The sequence below is a fragment of the Streptomyces sp. NPDC051105 genome, assembly GCF_040682795.1.
Lineage (GTDB): Bacteria > Actinomycetota > Actinomycetes > Streptomycetales > Streptomycetaceae > Streptomyces.
On the sequence record NZ_JBFBBR010000012.1, the window covers coordinates 198503 to 217378 of the forward strand.

At 70.0% G+C, this 18876-nt stretch carries 16 protein-coding genes and 3 pseudogenes; 8 read left to right on the plus strand and 11 right to left on the minus strand.

The annotated features are described in order from the left end of the window. Positions 1-136: 136 nt before the first annotated feature. Positions 137-565, plus strand: coding sequence for a ricin-type beta-trefoil lectin domain protein (locus tag AB0N16_RS28305; protein WP_365801445.1), 429 nt, complete (start codon positions 137-139; stop codon positions 563-565). Positions 566-690: 125 nt separating this feature from the next. On the opposite strand, the gene AB0N16_RS28310 is transcribed toward AB0N16_RS28305, so the two are convergent. The 3 genes from AB0N16_RS28310 to AB0N16_RS28320 form a co-directional block, all read right to left on the minus strand. Beyond that, positions 691-1311: a histidine phosphatase family protein gene (locus AB0N16_RS28310; protein WP_365801447.1), complete on the minus strand. Its 621-nt coding sequence runs from the start codon at positions 1309-1311 to the stop codon at positions 691-693. A gap of 296 nt (positions 1312-1607) precedes the next feature. Next, a complete protein-coding gene (locus AB0N16_RS28315) occupies positions 1608-2720 on the minus strand; it encodes a histidine kinase (protein WP_365801449.1) in 1113 nt (370 codons plus the stop codon). After that, on the minus strand, positions 2717-3385 hold the full coding sequence (locus AB0N16_RS28320) for a response regulator transcription factor (RefSeq protein ID WP_365801451.1): 669 nt from the start codon (positions 3383-3385) through the stop codon (positions 2717-2719). The genes AB0N16_RS28315 and AB0N16_RS28320 overlap by 4 nt, the downstream gene beginning before the upstream one ends. Positions 3386-3645: 260 nt before the next feature. Here AB0N16_RS28320 and AB0N16_RS28325 point away from each other — a divergent pair, with 260 nt between their 5' ends. After that, positions 3646-4698 (plus strand): serine hydrolase domain-containing protein, encoded by a 1053-nt coding sequence (locus tag AB0N16_RS28325; protein WP_365801453.1) that lies wholly within the window; start codon positions 3646-3648, stop codon positions 4696-4698. A gap of 64 nt (positions 4699-4762) precedes the next feature. On the opposite strand, the gene mgrA is transcribed toward AB0N16_RS28325, so the two are convergent. The 4 genes from mgrA to AB0N16_RS28345 all read right to left on the minus strand — a co-directional run bounded on the left by mgrA (position 4763) and on the right by AB0N16_RS28345 (position 12514). After that, a complete protein-coding gene (mgrA, locus tag AB0N16_RS28330; RefSeq protein ID WP_365801455.1) occupies positions 4763-5806 on the minus strand; it encodes an L-glyceraldehyde 3-phosphate reductase in 1044 nt (347 codons plus the stop codon). 199 nt (positions 5807-6005) lie between these two features. After that, complete coding sequence (locus AB0N16_RS28335; RefSeq protein ID WP_365801457.1) at positions 6006-9725, minus strand: family 78 glycoside hydrolase catalytic domain; 3720 nt, start codon at positions 9723-9725, stop codon at positions 6006-6008. Between the two features lie 757 nt (positions 9726-10482). Continuing rightward, positions 10483-11610 carry a glycoside hydrolase family 19 protein gene (locus tag AB0N16_RS28340; RefSeq protein ID WP_365801588.1) on the minus strand — a complete coding sequence of 376 codons (1128 nt, stop codon included), beginning with the start codon at positions 11608-11610 and terminating at the stop codon, positions 10483-10485. A gap of 85 nt (positions 11611-11695) precedes the next feature. Continuing rightward, positions 11696-12514, minus strand: a complete 819-nt coding sequence (locus AB0N16_RS28345) for a lectin (RefSeq protein ID WP_365801459.1) — start codon at positions 12512-12514, stop codon at positions 11696-11698. Positions 12515-13142: 628 nt separating this feature from the next. Between AB0N16_RS28345 and AB0N16_RS28350 the strand changes: the two genes are divergently transcribed. The 3 genes from AB0N16_RS28350 to AB0N16_RS28360 all read left to right on the plus strand — a co-directional run bounded on the left by AB0N16_RS28350 (position 13143) and on the right by AB0N16_RS28360 (position 14311). Next, entirely contained in the window at positions 13143-13388 is a 246-nt protein-coding gene (locus tag AB0N16_RS28350) for a DUF5133 domain-containing protein (protein ID WP_365801461.1), read from the plus strand. A gap of 341 nt (positions 13389-13729) precedes the next feature. Further along, positions 13730-14032, plus strand: coding sequence for an MBL fold metallo-hydrolase (locus tag AB0N16_RS28355; RefSeq protein ID WP_365801463.1), 303 nt, complete (start codon positions 13730-13732; stop codon positions 14030-14032). Positions 14033-14038: 6 nt separating this feature from the next. Beyond that, positions 14039-14311, plus strand: a complete 273-nt coding sequence (locus tag AB0N16_RS28360) for a hypothetical protein (protein WP_365801465.1) — start codon at positions 14039-14041, stop codon at positions 14309-14311. Positions 14312-14543: 232 nt separating this feature from the next. Here the strand turns inward: AB0N16_RS28360 and AB0N16_RS28365 are convergent. Next, positions 14544-14747: pseudogene (locus tag AB0N16_RS28365) on the minus strand (hypothetical protein); the annotation flags it as partial. A gap of 158 nt (positions 14748-14905) precedes the next feature. Beyond that, positions 14906-15472, minus strand: coding sequence for a dihydrofolate reductase family protein (locus tag AB0N16_RS28370; RefSeq protein WP_365801467.1), 567 nt, complete (start codon positions 15470-15472; stop codon positions 14906-14908). A 519-nt stretch (positions 15473-15991) separates the two neighbouring features. On the opposite strand from AB0N16_RS28370, the gene AB0N16_RS28375 reads away from it, so the two are divergent. From AB0N16_RS28375 to AB0N16_RS28385, 3 genes and pseudogenes are all read left to right on the plus strand, one after another. After that, entirely contained in the window at positions 15992-16693 is a 702-nt protein-coding gene (locus tag AB0N16_RS28375; protein WP_365801469.1) for a 2-phosphosulfolactate phosphatase, read from the plus strand. Between the two features lie 67 nt (positions 16694-16760). Next, positions 16761-16997, plus strand: a pseudogene (locus AB0N16_RS28380) (hypothetical protein); the annotation flags it as partial. 159 nt (positions 16998-17156) lie between these two features. Then, complete coding sequence (locus AB0N16_RS28385) at positions 17157-17870, plus strand: alpha/beta hydrolase (protein ID WP_365801471.1); 714 nt, start codon at positions 17157-17159, stop codon at positions 17868-17870. Positions 17871-17874: 4 nt separating this feature from the next. Here AB0N16_RS28385 and AB0N16_RS28390 read toward each other — a convergent pair. Both AB0N16_RS28390 and AB0N16_RS28395 read right to left on the minus strand, forming a co-directional pair. Continuing rightward, positions 17875-17979 (minus strand): annotated as a pseudogene (locus tag AB0N16_RS28390) (HXXEE domain-containing protein); the annotation flags it as partial. Between the two features lie 185 nt (positions 17980-18164). Continuing rightward, positions 18165-18854 (minus strand): hypothetical protein, encoded by a 690-nt coding sequence (locus AB0N16_RS28395; RefSeq protein ID WP_365801473.1) that lies wholly within the window; start codon positions 18852-18854, stop codon positions 18165-18167. Positions 18855-18876 lie beyond the last annotated feature (22 nt).

An 18876-nucleotide genomic window follows, 5' to 3' on the forward strand; every position in this document is an offset into this window, starting at 1 on the left:
CCTCGGCGCCGGTGCGCCACCGTAGGTTGCCGCTCGGTCCGGCGGGCGGCCTCGGTCAAGCCGGACCGCCGCCGGAGATGCCATCACATCTGCACCTCGGACGAGCGCGGCGGCGCCCCCACGGTAATGCGACGGCGTGCGCGACAAGACGCAGGGCACGGTCAGGGCGATCCAGGACCAGATCTGGTCGAACACCCCGGGCGGCCCGGCCCACGGCAACGACGATCTCAACACGTCATGGGCGACGGCGGCCACCGCGGCTCCACCCTCGTACGCGGGGGACACCACCGCCCCGGCTTCGCCGCGCGTCGGTCCGCTCACCTCGGCGGTGGCCTCAAGCCTGTGTGTGGACGACGCGTCCTCCGGCACCTCCGACGGCACCCACGTCCAGATCTGGGGCTGCGACGACACGTACGCCCAGGACTGGATCATCGCCGGCGACGGAACGATCCGGGCCCTCGGCAAGTGTCTGGACGCAGATCACAGCGGGACCACCAACGGCACACTGATCCAGCTGTGGACCTGCAACGGCAAGGCGGCCCAGAACTGGAGACTGCCGACCTGAGCCGTCGGCGGGGGAGCTGACAGCCCCGCTCGTGTGCTTCGGTGTGGCGCGTTCCCGTGGGTCCAGAGCGGTGGGCCGGGACACAGGGGAACGCGTGCACCCGGGCCGGTCGGCCCCCGCGCTGGTCAGGCCCTACCCACCGCGAGCGGTGCACGTTGAGAGAAAAGGCGACGCCGGGGCTCCTGCGGTGAGACGCCGCCGAACTGGACGTCCCAGCAGCCGCCGCGCCAGCTGAGGAAGACCGTGCACAGGGGCGGCACGACGAGATGCCAGAACGCTCTTGCCGGTACGGCCAGAGCATCGATGAGCACGGCCCGGATGACGGCCGCCTCAGTGATGGCCACCACGTGGCCCGTGTGCGGCGCCATGCTGCTCAGCCAGTCCGCCGACCGGTGGCAGAGCTGTCGTACCGACTCTCCGTCGTGCGGCGTGGCATCCGGATCCGTGAGCCAGGCGGTGAACCCGTCGGGGTCGGTCGCGGCGACTTCGCCGACAGTGCGGCCGCACCACCTGCCCACGTCGATATCGCGCAGCATGCGCTCGGCCGATGCCACGAGCCCGATGGCGTCAGCGGTCTCCGAGCAACGGATCGACGGCGCCCGGATGGCCGGCTCGCGGGGAGAGAGCACCGCTCTCGCAGCCCCTGCCATGTGCATGCCGTCCTCGCTCAGATGAGCGTCGCCGAGGAGCGGATCCAGAGTGGGGTCACCGCCGGGCGCGCACAGAAGTGTCAGGTGGATCGACATGGGACCTACCTCTTTCCTGGCCGGGCGTGGCTTCAGACGGTGTGGACGGCTGCCGGCACGTTGCCTCACGTGCTCCACAGTCGGTGCGGGCCCCTCCGCGGCACCATCCGCCAGGTGTCCGAAACCACCCCGCCGACCGGCCGGCCTGTCCCTGCGGCCCGACCCGGCCCGAACCAGGCGTCGGCCACCGGTCGCGTTTCGCCCGGCCGGGCACCGAAGCGGACCGTGGTCTGGTGGCGGGTGGAGTGCCGGCGCGCGGCCTGTGAACGCGCGGGCGGTCGGTCTCGGCGCGGCGTTCACCGGTCGGGCTCATGGGGCAGTTCCAGCCGGAGCTCGTAGCCACCCTGATCCGTGGGGCCGGACGTGACGGTGCCGCCGAGGAGCTCCGCCCGCTGGGCCAGACCCGCCAGGCCGTGGTGGGCGCTGGGCAGCGCGAGCGGGCTTCGGGTGGGGGCGGTGTTGGTGACCGTGGCGCGCAGAACACCCTCCCTGAGCCCGATGCGGACGGTCACGGCGGCGCCGGGGGCGTGTTTGCGGACATTGGTCAGCGCTTCCTGGACGGTCCGGTAGACGGCCCGCTGCACCGTGGGCGGAAGCTCCTCGGGCACATCGGTCTCCAGCTTCGCCTCGATGCCGCCGGCCTCCAGCAGGTGCTCCAGGTCGGCGAGCGAAGGCTGCGGAGTGAGCTCCGTGGGCCTGCTGCCGGAGGCCCGCAGCACGCCGACCATGTGCCGCAGCTCCTCCAGGGTCTGCACGCTCAGCCGGCGGATCGTGGCCGCGGCCTGTCGCGTCTCGGCGTCCCGGCCGCCCACCTGGAGCGCTCCGGCCTGTACGGCGATGAGACTGACCTGGTGGGAGACCACGTCGTGCATCTCCCGGGCAAGCTGGGCGCGCTCCTTGGCCAGCACGCTCTGAGCGGTCAGCAGCCGTTCCTGCCTCCGGGCCTCGGAGATGTCGGCGAGCCGCAGCGAGAGCTCGCGTCGGGCCTGGACGAGCTGGCCCAGGAAAACGGGAGCGGCGGCGGTGGCCAGCGTGTAGCTGAGGTGGAACAGGCTGTTCGTCTGGGACAGCTCGGTGGCGTCGAGGGACGACCATGGCCAGGGCAGGAAGTCGATGATCGCGTAGAGCAGCGCGCAGCCGCCCAACAGGAAACGGTGGCGATTCAGGGAGGACAACGTGTACAGCGCGACCGTGGGGGCGACCACCGCGTCGGTGACCAGGCCGGTGGGGAGCGTGAGCACGAAGGTCGTCAGGGGCAGCCGGTGACGCAGCACCAGGGCGACGGCGCCGAGCAACGCGCAGGCAGTGGTCGGCCGGTCCTCGATGTCGACGTGAGCCCACGCGTCCGCGAGCGCCACCCCGACGAGACCGAGGTCCATGAGCGCGGCCCGCGGCTGTCGCCGTCTCATCGGGCGCGCTCGTCCGGTGCGTGAGTGAGCAGGCCCGCGCGCTCGGCGATCAACGCCGCCTGGACACGGCTGCTCACCCGCAGTTTGCCGAGCACGCCGGTGACATGGCCCTTGATGGTGCCGGTGCTCAGATGCAGCCGTTCGCCGATCTCGTTGTTGGCGAGTCCTTCGGCCATCAGGACCAGCACAGCCCGCTCACGCTCGGTGAGGCGAGCGGTCAGACGGACGGCGCCGGGCTCACGAACGTTGTTGTCGAGGTAGCCGCCCACCACCAGTCGGGTGACCTTGGACGACAGCACGGTCCCTTCCTCGGCCAAGGTGCGCACCAGGTAGGGAAGCTGCTCGGGATCGGTGTCCTTGAGCAGGAATCCGGCGGCGCCCGAACGCAGGGCGGTCGCCACGTACTCGTCGGTGTCGAACGTGGTGAGCATGGCCACCACCGGGCCCTTCGGCATGCGGCGCAGTTCGGCCAGGATCGTGAGCCCGTCCACGTCCGGCATCCGGATGTCGAGCAGGACGACATCGGGGCTCAGTTCCCGCACCGTCCGCACGGCCTGGCCACCGGGTACCGCCGCGACGACTTCGATGTCGTCCGCCGCTTCGAGGATGTGCGTGAAACCCGTACGGATCAAAGCTTCGTCGTCGACCACCAGCACCCGGATCATGTGCGCTCCGCTCGTCGCATGCCCGGGTCGATGCCTACCCCCGCGGGAGCAGGCCTTCGGGCGACCGGCACGCAGAAACCGCCGGTTGGCGGCGCGACCTCAGCCGGTCGGCGGGCGGCGCGCGCTCGTCGGCTCGGCGGCAGGCGCGCGACCTCGGCGAACAGCACGGCCGGCTCGCCGTGGCGCAGCCACTACCTTCCCGCCCGCCTGACTACGCTGAGCGACGGGAGACCACACGGCCCAGGACAGATCGGGAGACCATGGCCCTCGACCTCGACATCGACCGTATCCGCCATGTCGTCGGCGAAGGCGCCCGCGCCAAGGTCTACCCGGGGGCCGTCTGGGCCGTCGGCGACCACTCAGGAAGCATGACCTTCGGCACCCAGGGGGTCCTGGATCCCGACCAGCCCGACGAACCGATGCGGCACGACACCGTCTTCGACGTCGAAGGCCTCACGGAGGTCCTCGCGGTGTGGTCGTCCGTCGGAGCCCTTGTCGAAGTCGGCAAGCTGCACCTCGACGAGCCACTGGGTGACTTCTGGTCCGAGGCGCGCGGTCACCCGCTGGGCCGGGTGAGCACGCGCCACCTGCTCACCCATACGGCGGGCCTCCCGGTCCGGACCGACCTGTCGAACCTGTACGGCACCGACCCCCAGGACATTCGCGACGGCGTCCTCCACGAGGCCGTACTCCGCCCGCCGGGGGAGGCCGTGGAGTACACCGAACGCGCCGCCCTCGTCCTCGGCTACCTCGCCGAGGAAATCTCCGGCCAGAGCCTCGACGTCCTCGCGGCCACCGAGGTGTGGCAGCCCCTCGGCATGACACGCACCCGCTACGGTCCGTTGCCCGACCAGGCGACCGCCCGGTGCGCGCCCACCGAACTCGACGACATCACCGGGGCTCGCCTGCGGGGCACCGCCCACGGACTGCCGGCACGCCTGCTCGGCGGAGTCTGCGGCACCTCAGGAGTGTTCTCCGTCCTCCCCGACCTCGCGGCCTTCCTTCGCCACCTGCTCCGGCCGAGACATGACGGCGGGCAACCTGGGTTCGGCACCACCTGGATCCAGGAGTCGCTGCGCATCCAGACGGGAGAACTCACACCCGTCGGCGGACTGTTCTGGCGCCCGGCCCCGGGAACGGCCCCCGGGACCGACGACATCTGGGAGCACTACGGCGACGGCGCGGCAGGCGCATGGCTGGCCCCCGAGCAGGGCCGCTGGGCGGTCCTGCTGACCAATACGCGCTACTGCACCGGGGACTACGGATCCCTCATCGACATCCGCGACACGTTCCGCTCGCTCGCCTTCGCCTGACCGCACGCCGACGAGGCCGCCAAAGCCAGGGTCGCGTCGGCCGTCGGCCGACGCGTGTAGGGCCTCAGCCCATCTTTCCGGTCCGGGCGTCGTGCCACAGGTCGACGCCGCCGTCGACAGCGTACGTATCGATTTCGGCCAGCTCCTCCGCGGTGAACTCCAGGTTCTCCAGCGCGGCGACGTTCTGCTCGAGCTGTTCGGTACGCGACGCGCCGATGACCAGCGAGGTGACCCGCTTGTCACGCAGTGCCCAGGCGAGCGCCATCTGCGCGAGGGTCTGGCCACGGCGCTGGGCGATGGCGTCGAGCGCGCGGAGCCTGTTCACCATGTCGTCCGACAGCCAGTCCGTGTCGAACGACGTGCCGGCCGCGGCCCGCGAGTCCTCCGGGATGCCGTCGAGGTAGCGCCCGGTGAGCAGGCCCTGGGCGAGCGCCGTGAACCCGATGACGCCGAAGCCCTCTTCCTGCGCCGCGTCGAGCAGCCCGTCCGTCTCGATCCAGCGGTTCACCATGCTGTACGACGGCTGGTGAATGAGCAGGGGCGTCCCCAGTTCCCGCAGGATCGCGGCGGCCTGCCGGGTGCGCTCGGCGTCGTAGGAGGAAATTCCGACATACAGGGCCTTGCCCTGGCGGACGGCGGTGTCCAGCGCGCCCATCGTCTCCTCCAGGGGCGTGCTCGCGTCGAGGCGGTGGGAGTAGAAGATGTCGACGTAGTCCAGGCCCGTGCGCTGCAGGGACTGGTCGAGGGAGGCCAGCAGATACTTGCGGGAGCCACCGCCCTGGCCGTAGGGGCCGGGCCACATGTCCCAGCCGGCCTTCGTGGAGACGACCAGTTCGTCCCGGTACGGCGCGAGGTCCCGCTTCAGCAGTCGCCCGAAGTTGACTTCCGCGGAGCCGTAGGGCGGCCCGTAGTTGTTGGCCAGGTCGTGATGGGTGATTCCGAGGTCGAAAGCGCGCAGCGCGATCTCCCGCTGGCTGTCGAACGACCGGTCGTCACCGAAGTTGTGCCAGTAGCCCAGGGACAGGACGGGCAGGTCGAGACCCGAGCGCCCGGTGCGCCGGTAGCGCATCGTGCCGTTGTACCGCTCGGGGTCCGCGACGTGGTTCATGGGGATCTCCGCAGGTGACAGTGGGTTTCATGCTGTTCGGGGGGCGAACGTGCCTACTGTGCCCTGGCTCGATTCCCGAGTCCAACAGCTCACGCATCGCATTCATCGGTGTCACTTCTCAAAGAGAGCCTCGCGGAGCGAGCCGTGGGGGTTGTGCGGGGACGGCGGGTGCGCCCGTCCCCGCACATGTTCCGCGTGGTCAGACGACCGCCGTGAAGGTGTAGTGCCCGGCCGGCAGATGGTAGTTCGCCGGGCCCGTCGGGACGGCCTGTGCCGGGGCGACGACCGACTCCGGCCGTGAGGTGGGCACGGTGACGTCGGCGAAGGTGTTGACCGGCACGGTGACGTGGAGCCTGAACCGCCCGCCGGAGATGGCCCAGTTGCTCGTCGCGCTGCCGTACGGGGTGTCGTACGTGCTGATGGCGGAGGTCAGGCCGCCGCCCGGTCGCGGCGCGATGCGCAGGGAGGCGTAGCCGGGGCCGGCGGGGCCCAGGCCGCCGACCTGGCGGTAGAGGAAGTCGCCGACCGAGCCGAGACCGTAGTGGTTGAAGGAGTTCATGCCCGGGTCGTTGAACGAGCCGTCGGTGCGGATGCCGTCCCAGCGTTCCCAGATCGTGGTGGCCCCGTGGTCGATCATGTAGCCCCAGCCGGGGAAGTCGCGCTGGAGCAGGATCCGGTACGCGGTGTCGACGTGGCCGTGGTCCGCCAGCACGGGCAGGAGGTTCTCCACGCCGAGGAAGCCGACGCTGAGGTGTCCGTCCGTGGCCGCGACCTTTGCGGCGAGTTTGTCGGCGGCGGGCCGGGCCAGGGACGTGGGCAGCAACTCGAAGGCCAGGGCCAGCACATAGCCGGTCTGGGTGTTGCCCCGGACCGTGCCGTCGTCCGAGACGAAGCGGGCGCGGAAGGCGGCTGCGACCTGGTCGGCGAGCTGCCCGTAGGCGGTGGCCTCGGCGCTGCGGCCGGTGGCGGCCGCCATGCGCGACACCAGGCGGGCCGACCAGGCGAAGTAGGCCGTGCAGACGAGGTCCTGGGCCGTGTTGTCGTTGACGTTGAGCCAGTCGCCGTAGGTCTGCTGATCGCGTATCAGGTCGCTGCCGGAGGTGGCGCGCAGATAGTCGACCCACCGGGCCATCGCCGTGAAGTGCCGGTCCGCGACGGTGAGGTCGCCGAAGCGCTGCCACAACGTGTAGGGAATGACCACTCCCGCGTCTCCCCAGCCGGCCGTGCCGGAGCCGCCGATCACCGCGGGCGCGACATCCGTGAAGGCGCCGTTCGCCTGCTGGGCGTCCGCCAGGTCGTCGACGAACTTGGTGAGGAGGGCATGTGTGTCCAGGTTGAAGGTGGAGGTCGCGCAGAAGGCGGCGATGTCCCCCGTCCAGCCCAGCCGCTCGTCCCGTTGGGGGCAGTCGGTCGGGATCGAGAGCATGTTGCTGCGCTCGCCCCACACGATGTTGTGCTGGAGCTTGTTGAGCAGCGCGTCGGACGCGCTGAACGTGCCCGGCTGCCGGGCGTCCGTCCACACCGCGCAACCGGTGACGGTGGTGCCGTCGGGCCGGAAACCGGACGGCAGGCCGCTGAGTTCGACGTAACGGTAGCCGTGGACGGTGAACCGGGGCTCGTACGTCTCCACGCTCCCGGTGCCGGCGAGGGTGAAGGAGTCGGTGGCCTGGGCGGCGCGCAGGTTGGTGGTGTAGAGCGTGCCGTCGGGGTTGAGGACCTCGCCGTGCCGGACGGTGACCGTGGTGCCGGCGTCGCCGCGGACCGCGATGCGGTTCCAGCCGGCGAAGTTCTGCCCCATGTCGAAGATCCACACGCCCGGCTGTGGCTCGGCCACCGACACCGGACGGAGTTCCCGCTGCACGGAGACACCGTCGTCGACCTGTGCCACCAGCCGCGGGGCGGGTCCGTCGTGGATGGCGACGGCGGTCCAGCCGCTGTCGTCGAAACCCGCCGAGTCCCAGCCCTCGACGTGCAGGCGCGCGTCGTAGGTCTCCCCCTGGTACAGATCGTCCGCGGTGATCGCGCCGGTGGCCGTCTTCCAGCTGCGGTCCGTCGTCACCAGCTGGGTGGATCCGTCGGTGTAGGCGATGAGCAGTTGTGCGCCGTAGAACGGCTGTGCGCCGTAGTGCCGGCTGCCGGCGAAGCCCAGGTTGCCGGAGTACCAGCCGTTGCCGAGCCACGCGCCGAGCACGTTGGTCCCCCGCCGGAGGCGCGCGGTGACGTCGAACACCTTGTACTGAAGGCGTTTCGCGTAGTCGGTCCACCCGGGGGCCAGCACGTCGTCGCCGACCTTCGCGCCGTTGAGCCGGGTCTCGTGAAGACCGAGTGCGGTGGTCAGCAGCCGTGCCGAGGCGACCCGCCCCCGCACGCTGAAGCTCTTGCGCAGCATCGGCGCCGGCCCCACGACCTGGACGTTCGATCCCCACGGACCGCTCCCGTACGGGGCGAGCGCGCGGGCGGCGGGCCAGGCGCTGTCGTCGTATCCGGGACTCCGCCAGTCCGTGGGCGGGTCCTGGTACGTCTTCCAGGCATCGTCGGTGACCACGGTCGGGCCGCCCGTCACCGTGAGCTTGGCGATGAGCCCGGCCGGGGACAGGCTCGTGTTCCGGCTCGCGACCGCGAGGGTGTTGGCGCCGCTCCGGAGATACGCGGTGACATCGACCATGGCGGCGCTCTTCCAGGAGTCGGTCACGCGTCGTGAGGTGCTCACCTGGGTTCCGTTGACCCAGACGTCCGCGGTGTCGTCCCCGGTGACGATCAGGCTCGCGGCGGCGGGTGCCTCCGCCAGCGTGAAGGTGCGCCGGAAACAGCGGGTCGCGACGGGTGCCTGGGACGCCGGATCGCCTTCCGGATACCAGATCCAGCTCGCCCCCGAGAGATCCGGGCCCGGCGGCCGGCCGATGAACGCGGCGGACCACTCCTGGGCGGGCGCCAGCAGCCCGGTCTCGAACCACTCCGGCTTGCTCCAGGCGGCCGCCCGGCCCTGCGTGTCCCAGACGCGCACCCGCCAGAAGTAGCGGGTCAGGCTCTTCAGGGGCTCGCCGGCGTAGGCGATGTCGATCTGCCGGTCGGACGCGACACGCCCGCTGTCCCACAGATCACCGGAGCCGTCGGCGGTGGCCGAGACCTGGATCCGATAGCCGCCCTGGCGCTGCTGCCGTTCCGTCGAGTCGAGGACCCAGCCGAAGCGCGGGTGCGTCGCGTCCACGCCCAGGGGGAGGGCGCGGTGCTCCACGGTGCAGGCGGCCACGCTCAGCGGAGACGGGGACGAGAGGTCGGGGTCGGCGACCCGGGAGTACCAGGGGGCCGTACCGTAGGCGCCGAGATCCCGGGCGGCCGGCCAGCCGTCGTCGGCGAAGCCGGGCTGTTCCCATCCCGCGGGCACGTCCTTGCCCGCCGACCAGCGGCCGTCGGTGACGACGTCGGTCGTGCCGCCGCTGGTCTGCACACGAATCCGGCCGATGACACCGGCCGCGCCGCCCTCGTTCCGGCTCGCCAGCGCGATGGTGTTGGTCCCCGCGGTCACGGCGAGCCGCAGGTCCACGTACAGGGCCTCGCGCCAGGACCGGGCGACTCTGGGGGAGCCGGCGAGAGGTCTCCCGTTGAGCCATACGTCGACGGAGTCGTCGCCGGTGACGACGAGCTGCGCGTCGGTCACCTCGCCCTCGGCGACGGTGAAGCTCGTACGGAAGTAGCGGTGTCCGGCGGGGGTGTCGGAGCCCTGATGTGCTTCCGGGTACCAGATCCAGTGGGCCGGGGCCAGCCCGACGGGTCCGACCGACGGCGTTCCGGTGGCCGCCTGCGCGTGGCCGGCGAACGCGCCGACGGCTCCCGCGGCGAGAGCGCCCGCCGCCAGCGCCGACGCAGTGCCGAGGAAGCCGCGTCGGCTGACCGGGGATTCCTCGAGAGGCGTGCGCAAGGCGGAGTCGGGTGAGCCGGGTGAGCTTGATGAGTCGGGGGAGGGGGGTGTGGTCTGACTGGCCAACGGAGTACTCCTTCACGCGCGTCGGGCGAAGCAGAACGGCTCGGTGAGCGGCGGACGCGGACGGGAGCTCCCGGCCGGTCACGGTGGCGGGCTAGTCATTGAATCGTTTCAAAGCGTTAATGCGGTGGCAATGTATGAAAGTTGATGAGCGGCGTCAATAGGGTGGCGCATCGTTTCATCGAAGGCTCGTACGCCGCTGTGTAAGGCGACCGTGCACGCCCAGGGCGCCGGTCAAGGGGGGAGTCCGCGCCGTCGTCGGTGCGTCCATGTCTCGTATGCGATAAGGCCGTTCGCCGAAGACTCGCTGCACCGACACCGCCCTCGGTCAGCACACCCGGGGTGCGGGTGCCGTCTCGTCGAAGGCGGCGCGATGTGCGCAGACGCCGTCCTGGGGGAGTGCCTGCCCAGTCGATGAGCGCAGCGACGGCGTCGAGCAGGGTGGCGCCCAGATCGGTCGGTGGAAGCGCATGGTGTCTCGGGCGGCTGGGGCCGGGTTCGACGTTCGGCCACCGGGCCGGCTCGCATCGTCCGGCACCAGCGGGTCGTTACCCGGCCTGCCCGCGCCGGTTGGGCACCGGTCGTCCCAGGGGGGTATCAGCTGCGGTTACCCACCGCGAGAACCGGCCGCGGGAGCACCGGCGGACCGGTGGGGGATTCCACCGGTCCGCCGTGCGGGGAGGCACCGAGATGATCAGCAGTACAGGTTGCTGCCGGGGCTGACCCCGAGGATGGAGGTGATGCGGTTGTAGGCGTCGACGCGGCTCTGGACCTGGGCGGGGTTGCGGCCGTCGCACTCGAGGGAGCCGTTGATGGAGCGGATGGTCTGGCCGAAACCGGCGCCGTTGACCATGGCGTTGTGCGGGGTCATCGTGCCCGGGCCGGACTGGGTGTTCCAGTACCACAGGCCGGTCTTCCAGGCCACGGCCGAGTCGTTCTGCACCAGCCAGGGGTTGTTGAGGAGATCGATGCCCAGGGCGTCGCCTGCTGCCTTGTAGTTGAAGTTCCAGGACAGCTGGATGGGGCCGCGCCCGTAGTAGGCGGCCTGTCCGGCCGGGCAGCCGTAGGGCTGACTCCAGTCGCAGTACGTCGGGTAGTTGGCGGTGTTCTGCTCGACCACGTACACCAGCCCGCCGGTCTCATGACTGACGTTGGCGAGGAAGGCGGCGGCCTCCTGCTTCTTGACGGTGTCGGAGCCGGTGTTCGCGAAGCCCGGGTAGGCCGACAGGGCGGCGGTCAGGCCGCTGTAGCTGTAGAACGAGTTCCGGCTCGGGAAGATCTGGTTGAACTGGGCCTCACTCACCACGAAGCCCGAGGGATTGCCGCCGCCACCGCCGCTCGCGGGGGCGCTCCACTTCTGGTTCGCGCCGCCCGAGCAGGTCCAGATCTGCAGCCGGGTGGCGTTGGCCGAGTTGTTGCCGGTCACGTCCAGGCACTTGTTGGCCTGCGGGTTCACGATGTCGTTGGCCGAGCTGACGGCCCACTGCTGGGCTGCGGTGCCGTTGCAGTCGTAGAGCTGGACCGTGGTGCCGTCGGCGGTGCCGCCACTGGTCACGTCCAGACACTTGCCGAGCGCGCGCAGGGTGCCGTCGCCGGAGTTGGACCAGGTCTGGGCTGCGGTGCCGTTGCAGTCGTAGAGCTGTACGGCGGTCCCGTTGGCGCTGTTGGCGCCCGCCACGTCGACACACTTGCCGGCCAGCCCGGTGATCTGGCCGGTTGCCGCCTGGGCCGGGACGACGGTGAACAGGGCGGACAGGACGGCGGCGAGGACGACGCCCAGCGTCAGCCGGCCGAGGGCACTGCGCCCGCGGAGGCGGGACATCGGGTGAGGAAGGCGCATGGAGAGCTGCTCCTGACGTGGGACGAGGGGGGTGAGAGTGCGTGACCGGCCTGCGGAGGCAGACGTCTCAGCCGAGGACCTGCTGGGTCACGACGATGTGCCCGGCATCGGGGTCGAGGACGCCGCCGAGCCGGCTGAACGCGCCGTCGGTCAGGTCAAGGCACTTGGGCTCCTGCGGAGTCTGGACGAACGTGCCGCGGTCGTTGACCCGCACGGTCAGGGACCGGCCGTTGGCGACGTTGGTGACCTGGACGCGCGTACCGAAGGGCAGTTGAGGCTGGCGGGAGAGGGAGGTGGCGACCGTGTCGGCGTTGTTGTCGAAGACCTCGCCGCTGGCGGTCAGGGCGCCGGGCGGCTGGGGGCCGTAATGAGTGGCCCAGCACTGTTCGCCGCCCTGCTCCACGGGAGCGCTCCACTTCTGGTTGTCGGAGCCGGTGCAGGTCCAGATCTGGATCCGCGCGCCGTTCGCGGAGGAGCGGTCGGTGACGTCGAGGCACTTGTTCGCCGCCGGGTTGACGATGTCGTGGGCGGCGGTGACGGTCCATTGCTGATTGGCGGCGCCGGTGCAGGACCACAGTTGGACCTTGGCGCCGTCGGCGGTGGAGTTGGCGGTGACGTCGAGGCATTTGCCCAGGGCGCGCAGGGTGTTGTCGGCGCCTTGGGTCCACTGCTGGGCGCTGGTGCCGTTGCAGTCGTAGAGCTGCACCGGGGTGCCGTCCGCGGAGCTGGCGCCGGCGACGTCGAGGCACTTGCCGGCGAGGCCCGTGACCGTACCGGTCGCAGCGGCCGCCGGTGTCGCGGTCAACGGGCTGAGCGACAAGGCCAGCAGGGCTATGAGAGGAGTACCGCGTAACGCGGTGGTGAGGAGGGGAGAGCGAGTAGGCATGGGGGGTGGGGAAGCCTTTCCGAAGTGGCACGTAGGTGTGGCGGACACCGACAGGACGCACGTCGGGACGACCTGACATCGGGAAAGCTAAAGGTCTATACCAACGTCGTCAAGATGTGGGCATGACAGATGTGGCCGGTGCCCCCGCTGCCGCTCGTCCGGCGTTCGGGTGCACCGGTCCTGGCCGGGTATCGCAGCCGCGGGCACCAGCACTCGCGCGACCGCATCGGGCGTTGGGTGCGATCGAGCGATCGGACAGCCGGTTCCGCCTCGTTCAGGGCGAAGACGGCGCGTGGTGCGGCCGCCGCCCACGGCCTCGCCGTGCTCCTCCGCCAAGGCCTGTTCGGGGCCGGCGGCGAAGCCCTCGCCGGCACGGAAGCGTGTCGCCCGTACGGGCCGGGACATCGCCCTCCGGCACTTCGGACAGAAGACCGGTCCGTGTCACCGTCCACCCCGTCGCGGCGGGCCTCTTTCACCACGCAGGTATGGACGTCTGGATGCGGGGCAGTCGGAGGTGCAGTCGGCGCGGTTCCGCGTCGAAGGGTGGCGTAGGACGCCACCTGTGCAACCTATGCCTCGCGGTGGCACCGACGTGTCCGCGAGCCGAGCTTGGGGGAGTGGGAATCTCATGATTCTTCCGGCGGAGAAGGAACTGCGTGCCGCACTGGCCCGGTTCGCCGACGCACGCATCGAGCACGACGTACGCCCCACCGGGCGCACCAGCCGCCTACTGGAGGACGCCACGTACACGCTGTGCGTGATGACCGGAGCGGCCGACGCGGAGCAGGCCCTGCACGTGGCTGACGGCCTGTTGCAGGGCTACCGCTCCGGCTGCGAGGGCAGCACCCGGAAGGACGAGACCCTGGCCGCGTAGGCACGACCTCTTCTGCTCCGCCGCCCTGCCGAAGCCGCCGAAGGCCTACTGCTTCGGGCGAGAAGACCGCGGCAAAGTGGCGATGAGCGTGTCGGCCAGCCACTCCTGGTACGTGTCGGCCGACCAGCCCCGCCCCGGTGAGCTGCGTGTACAGCTGCGGGCCGGGCAGCGCCCAGAGGCCGTCCGCGAGGTGCGTCGGATCCGCTTCCGGATCCGGCGCACCGGTCTCGTCGAGGTGGGTGACGAACGGGGTGACGGCGGTGAGCCGTTCCCGTTCGGCTACCTCCAGCACCTCCCCGACGTCCGGCCCCGAGGTTGCTGGAGGTCCATATGCCCGTCCCGTGCCCACGCAGGTGGCGTCCGGCGTCCACCGCTTTGGCGATCACGGCATCACCCTCTACCTGATCGAGGGCCCCGACGGTCTCACCCCGATCGACGCGGGCGTGCCCGCGCATCTGGACCAGTCGCACGGGCTGCCGGCAGGCCTCGGCCGCTCCGTCGCCGACATCCGTGCCGTGCTCCTGACCCACGGCCACCTCGACCCCACCGGCCTGGCCCGCCCCCACCCTCCAGGAGGCCGGAGCCGACATCTGGATCCACGACCGGGACGCCCGCGATCCTGCACGACGGCCGGCGCAGCGTGAATCGCCATGCCAAGCCCGAGCGTTCGATGCTCCCCCCACCCCCTCCTGGCCGTCAGCCCGCAGGGCTTCGCCGCGCACTTCCCCCGCGGACCGCACAGCAGCCGCTACTACCTCCAGTGCCCGCCCGACGACCACCCCGGCTCCTGGCCGGACACCCGCGTCTGGGACGCGCTGCGCACCCGGCTCGCCGACCCCGCGCTGACCGCCGGCCCGATCACCGACCGCGAGACCTTCGGCCTTGACCCGGCCCGGGACCACCCCGCCGCCACGGGCCGCTGACCACTGACGGGAATACGCGGACCGGCGAAGGACCCGCGCGGCGGAAGATCCTCGCCCGCCGCCCGCCGCCCGCCCGATCGTCACGGCCGCGGCGACGGCTACGGTCTCGGCCTCGCCATCGTCAATGCCGTCACCGACGCCCACCACCCCACCCCCACCACGGGCGCACGCCCCGAAGGCGGTCTGTCCATCGCCGTACGGTTCGCGCACGCATCTGCCTAGTACTGCTTCGTCAGGTTCCGGGCAGGGGACGGCCGCAGGCGGTGCAAGTGCCGACCCAACATTTCGGCAGGTCTTGAAGGCGCCGAGTACCTGTAAAGGGTGGGACCGGCGTGTGTGCTTTTGGGGCGCTTCTCAGCCGGGAGAGGAAGGCCTGGGCGGCGGCGACGAGGGTGACGTGGTGGTGCCAGCCGCGCCGGGTGCGGCCCTCGAAGTGGCAGCCGGTTGCCATCGACGGTCATGACCTGCCCCGGTGGAACAGTCCTGCAGTCCGGGCGTGGAAGACCGTCTCCCGGCCCCGCCGGTGGCCGGTTCCGATCCACAGCAGCCGTAGGCCCGGCATCTCCCACGTGTGCCACCTGCTTCTTGCCGAGATCAGCGTTGGCTGGCAGGCTTGCCTGGAAGTTCAGTGCGACTGCCCCGGCAGGTGTAGACGATCTCCACTGAACCGCCGGGGAGGGCACGCTCGCGTTGGAAGGTCAGCCCGGTGTCGGGCCTGAGCATGGGTGTCAGTCGCATCCCACCGCCGAACAGCATCGGCAGTACGACCAGTTCGAGGGTGTCCAGCGCGCCAAGGGCGTGGAACGTCCCGATCGTCTGCGGGCCCCCGATGAGGTGGACGTCGCCACCGCGGTTGGTCGAGCGGAGCTTCTCCAGCAGCCGCACCGGGTCACTGTCGGTGATGACGTGGTCAGGGGTGCCGTCCGGACGGTGCGAGCCGAGTACGAACACGTCGAGGTCCGGCCATGGCCAGCGGTTGTTGGCCATCGCGGGCTCGAAGGTGGTGCGGCCCATCAGCGCCGCCTCGCAGCCTTCCAGGAACTCCCGGATACCGTGGCTTTCGCCGGAGACGAACGCGGGGTCCGCAGTCAGGGCGGGCCACCCGTTCGGTGTGGTCACGTAGCCATCGGCACTCATGCTCATACGGGCGCGGATCTGCATGTTTTCTCCTCGGGGCGTCCGGCGGCCGGCGATGCAGCCGACAGCCCGACGCATTTCGACGAATGGACAGCACTTGCTGATCACAGAGCCCCGGCCCGTCCGGATTCCGCGTAGCGGATCGCGCCTCCACTCAAGCGTCGAACGGGGGACCCCTCGATCGACATGCTGCCGAGAAATCCTTTCCCATGACGAGATCCAGATCACCGACAGCCCCGCCGGACGGCCGACATCCTTAGGAAGCCGCCTCGCGCGTCGAGGCGAACTTGTTTCTGGCCTTGGGGCACGGGTTGATCAGCGGGCGACCGTTCATCTCACCAGGTGCTCAGGGTGAGCCCTTCGGTCGCGAGCCAGGTGGCAGAGGCCGTGTGCGGGTGACCCCCGTGTGGCGATTGAGCAGGCGTGTCGTCGCGGACTGCTCTCGCGACGCAGGCAGCCGGAGGCGTCGCCTTCCGAGACCCCCGATGTGACGCGAATCACTGTCCGGGTACTTCGGGTCGGGCATGCGCGATCATGATCGGAATGGACGCTCGTTTCCTTGGCATCGCTGATCTGGTCGAAGCCCCGTCCGTGGCGGTCGTGGTCGACGTCATGCGTGCTTTCACCGTGGCTGCCTGGGCCTTTGCCCAGGGGGCGGAAAAGATCGTTCTTGCTGAGTCGCTGGACGAAGCCCTGGCGCTCAAGGCTCGCCACCCGGATTGGGTGGCCCTCAAAGACGGTCCGCCCGCGCCCGGGTTCGACACCGTCAACTCGCCGGGCCTGCTGCGGTCCATGGACGTTCGCGGACGGACCGTTGTGCAGAAAACCACGGCAGGGACGGTTGGCGCCCTTGCGGCCAAGGAGGCGTCGCTGGTGCTGTGCGCGAGCTTCGTGGTGGCGGAGGCAACGGCTCGGCTCTTGCGGACGGGCAGGAGTGGCAGTGTCACGTTCGTGGTCACGGGCGAAGATGGGCAGGCCGATGAAGATCTGGCGTGTGCTCAATACATCGCTCGGCGGGTCACCGAGGCTGGGACGGATGCTACTGAGTTCCTCCGCCGCGCTGCCGAGTCGCGCGCCGCCGCCGAACTGGCGGAGGGGGTGCGTCAAGGAGTCCATCCTGATGACGTTGCGCTCTGTCTTGAGGTCGACCGGTTCCCCTTCGCCATGGTGGCGACCTTGGAAGACTCGCTCCTGGTCCTGCGTCCGCGCGCCGTGCCTTCGCCGGCCGGCGACGCCTCGATCTGATGGGCGAGAGCCGGCCTGCGGTCGGGTATGCGGCATCAACGGCATCTCTTCCGCGCGGCCGCCTTTTCCTCGAGTGCAGCCCCTGTTCGGGCTGCCGCCCCGACCAAGTCGGCCTCCGGCAGTGCGACGTGGCCCCGGCCAGTGGGTGCGCCGGCAACTCAACTATCGCTTCAGCAGCGGGGCCGGGATACGGGACCGGTCGTACTGGCTCGACACGTTCAACATCGCCCACGGCCCGGTGAACATCGACGTGTTCCTGTCCGCGCCCACTGTGTTCGTCGACGAGCAAGGACCGCTCCGATGACCTGGGTCCCCAGGTCGGCCACGGTCCCAGATGACCGCCTGAGCCGCAGCACGGTAGTTGTCACAAAGCAGGGGGTGTTGTCACCGCCGCTGGCAGAGGTCGGTTCGGCTGTGGGTGAACGGTGCTTCTGCGCCGCGGGCGCCCCGATACTTTCCCGGCATGGCTGATCATCACGTGATTGACGTTGGAGGCGTCCGGCTGGCCTATCAGGTCTCGGGACCGCCGGACGCTCCGCCGCTCGTCATGTTGCATGCGCTGGGTGAGGACGCCACGGACTGGGACATCGTGGCACCTGCCTTCGTCCGCAGGCGGCGTGTCTATGCTCTCGATCTTCGCGGTCACGGCCGGAGCGATTGGCCACGGGAGTACTCGCTGCAACTCATGCGGGACGACGTGCTCGGATTTCTGGATGAACTGGCACTCGACCGGGTGGATCTGGTGGGGCACTCGATGGGAGGGGTCGTTGCCTATCTGCTTGCTGAGGACTGTCCGCAGCGTGTGGACCGGCTCGTCCTGGAGGACGTTCCGATCCCACGCCCTCGGGAACAGACCACTCCGACCAGGCCGGATGGAAAGCTGGCATTCGACTGGGACATGGTGATGGCCGTCAGGCGGCAGATCGACACGCCGGATGCGGGATGGCTGGAGCGCCTTGGCAGGATCACGGCGAGGACCCTTGTCGTGGCTGGCGGGCCACGCAGTCACGTGCCTCAGGACGGTGTCGCCGAGTTGGCCCGCCGTGTTTCGCATGGGCAGGTCGTCACCATTCCGGCCGGGCACTTGATCCATAAGTCCGAACCGACGGAGTTCACGAAGGCCGTTCTGGCGTTCCTGCGGTCGGAGGACGAACCCCGCCCTGCACCGGAAGCCTGAGATTCAGCTGTACCAGGGCGTGCAGCCCGAACCCGTTGAGAGCCCCTTGATAGAAGCCGGAGCGTCCACCCGTGCGGTGCCCGTCGGCAGCAGCGGCGGCTACCACCACAGGCCACTCATGGACAAGGAGTCTGTCAGCACGCACCACGCACCTCCCGAGAGCTCCTGGCACGCTGGATTCGTCCAGAGAACGGGCCGGAGGCAGAGGAAAAGCTGAGCTTGTTCTCTGCCTTCCGGTCTCGACACATTGAACAATCCGAAACGAGGGCAGGGAGCGCCGGAGGGTTCGGTGGATCAGTAGCGGTGGCCGGGCCAGTGAGGGTCCTCCCAACGAGCGTCGCCGGTGAGGCCGAGCAGCCGTATTCGGTGGAGCAGTTCCCCTGACACGCCGTGAGCCCGGAGCCGGGCCGGGGCATTGCGGACCAGCCAGGCGGTCAGCTCGGTGCGTGTCTCTTCCCCGTTCTCGTTCTCCCAAGAGTCCCAGGGGAGTTGGTCTCCGAGCAGGTCGTACTCCCACTGTGCCGTAGCCAAGGCCAGATGGTGGTCGGCCGGGCGGTCGGTCAGCGTTGCCCATGTGGCGAGCCACGGGGTGAGCGTGGCGGATGCCTCGGTGATGAATGCCAGCACCTCGTACGCGGGTACTGCGGGATGGGGATCGGTGAGCGTGTGGGTCCACCAGGCGTGCAGGAAGTCCCTGACTGCTTCGGCTTGCACGGTGGGCCACTGCTGCCAGTGACCGCGGGCAATCGAACGGCCGGCTTCCGCCAAGGCGAAGAGCGGCTCGACGGAGCCTTCGACCAGGGCCGTGGCGAACTGGGGCAGGATCCGGCGTAGTACGGATGCGTGGTCGCTCCAGTCGGGGGCCTGCCAGGTGCGGTGTAGGAGGTCGAGGTCCAGCTCCGTATCCGGCACCTTGAGCTGCGCGAGTTCTTCGGCGCTGCCCCAGTGACACTCGCAGTTGTACTCGTCGGGGTGGGCCGTCATCCCGCTGAAGGCGGCGGCCAGG

Excerpts from the sequence above, each read along its gene's own strand:
- AB0N16_RS28340 (WP_365801588.1), bottom strand. The coding sequence starts at position 11,610 with ATGTCCCGCCTCCGCGGGCGCAGTGCCCTCGGCCGGCTGACGCTGGGC.
- AB0N16_RS28395 (WP_365801473.1), bottom strand. The coding sequence starts at position 18,854 with ATGACGGCCCACCCCGACGAGTACAACTGCGAGTGTCACTGGGGCAGC.
- AB0N16_RS28375 (WP_365801469.1), top strand. The coding sequence starts at position 15,992 with ATGGACGCTCGTTTCCTTGGCATCGCTGATCTGGTCGAAGCCCCGTCC.
- AB0N16_RS28310 (WP_365801447.1), bottom strand. The coding sequence starts at position 1,311 with ATGTCGATCCACCTGACACTTCTGTGCGCGCCCGGCGGTGACCCCACT.
- AB0N16_RS28345 (WP_365801459.1), bottom strand. The coding sequence starts at position 12,514 with ATGCCTACTCGCTCTCCCCTCCTCACCACCGCGTTACGCGGTACTCCT.
- mgrA (WP_365801455.1), bottom strand. The coding sequence starts at position 5,806 with ATGAACCACGTCGCGGACCCCGAGCGGTACAACGGCACGATGCGCTAC.
- AB0N16_RS28315 (WP_365801449.1), bottom strand. The coding sequence starts at position 2,720 with ATGAGACGGCGACAGCCGCGGGCCGCGCTCATGGACCTCGGTCTCGTC.
- AB0N16_RS28370 (WP_365801467.1), bottom strand. The coding sequence starts at position 15,472 with ATGCAGATCCGCGCCCGTATGAGCATGAGTGCCGATGGCTACGTGACC.
- AB0N16_RS28385 (WP_365801471.1), top strand. The coding sequence starts at position 17,157 with ATGGCTGATCATCACGTGATTGACGTTGGAGGCGTCCGGCTGGCCTAT.
- AB0N16_RS28320 (WP_365801451.1), bottom strand. The coding sequence starts at position 3,385 with ATGATCCGGGTGCTGGTGGTCGACGACGAAGCTTTGATCCGTACGGGT.
- AB0N16_RS28350 (WP_365801461.1), top strand. The coding sequence starts at position 13,143 with ATGATTCTTCCGGCGGAGAAGGAACTGCGTGCCGCACTGGCCCGGTTC.
- AB0N16_RS28325 (WP_365801453.1), top strand. The coding sequence starts at position 3,646 with ATGGCCCTCGACCTCGACATCGACCGTATCCGCCATGTCGTCGGCGAA.
- AB0N16_RS28360 (WP_365801465.1), top strand. The coding sequence starts at position 14,039 with ATGCCAAGCCCGAGCGTTCGATGCTCCCCCCACCCCCTCCTGGCCGTC.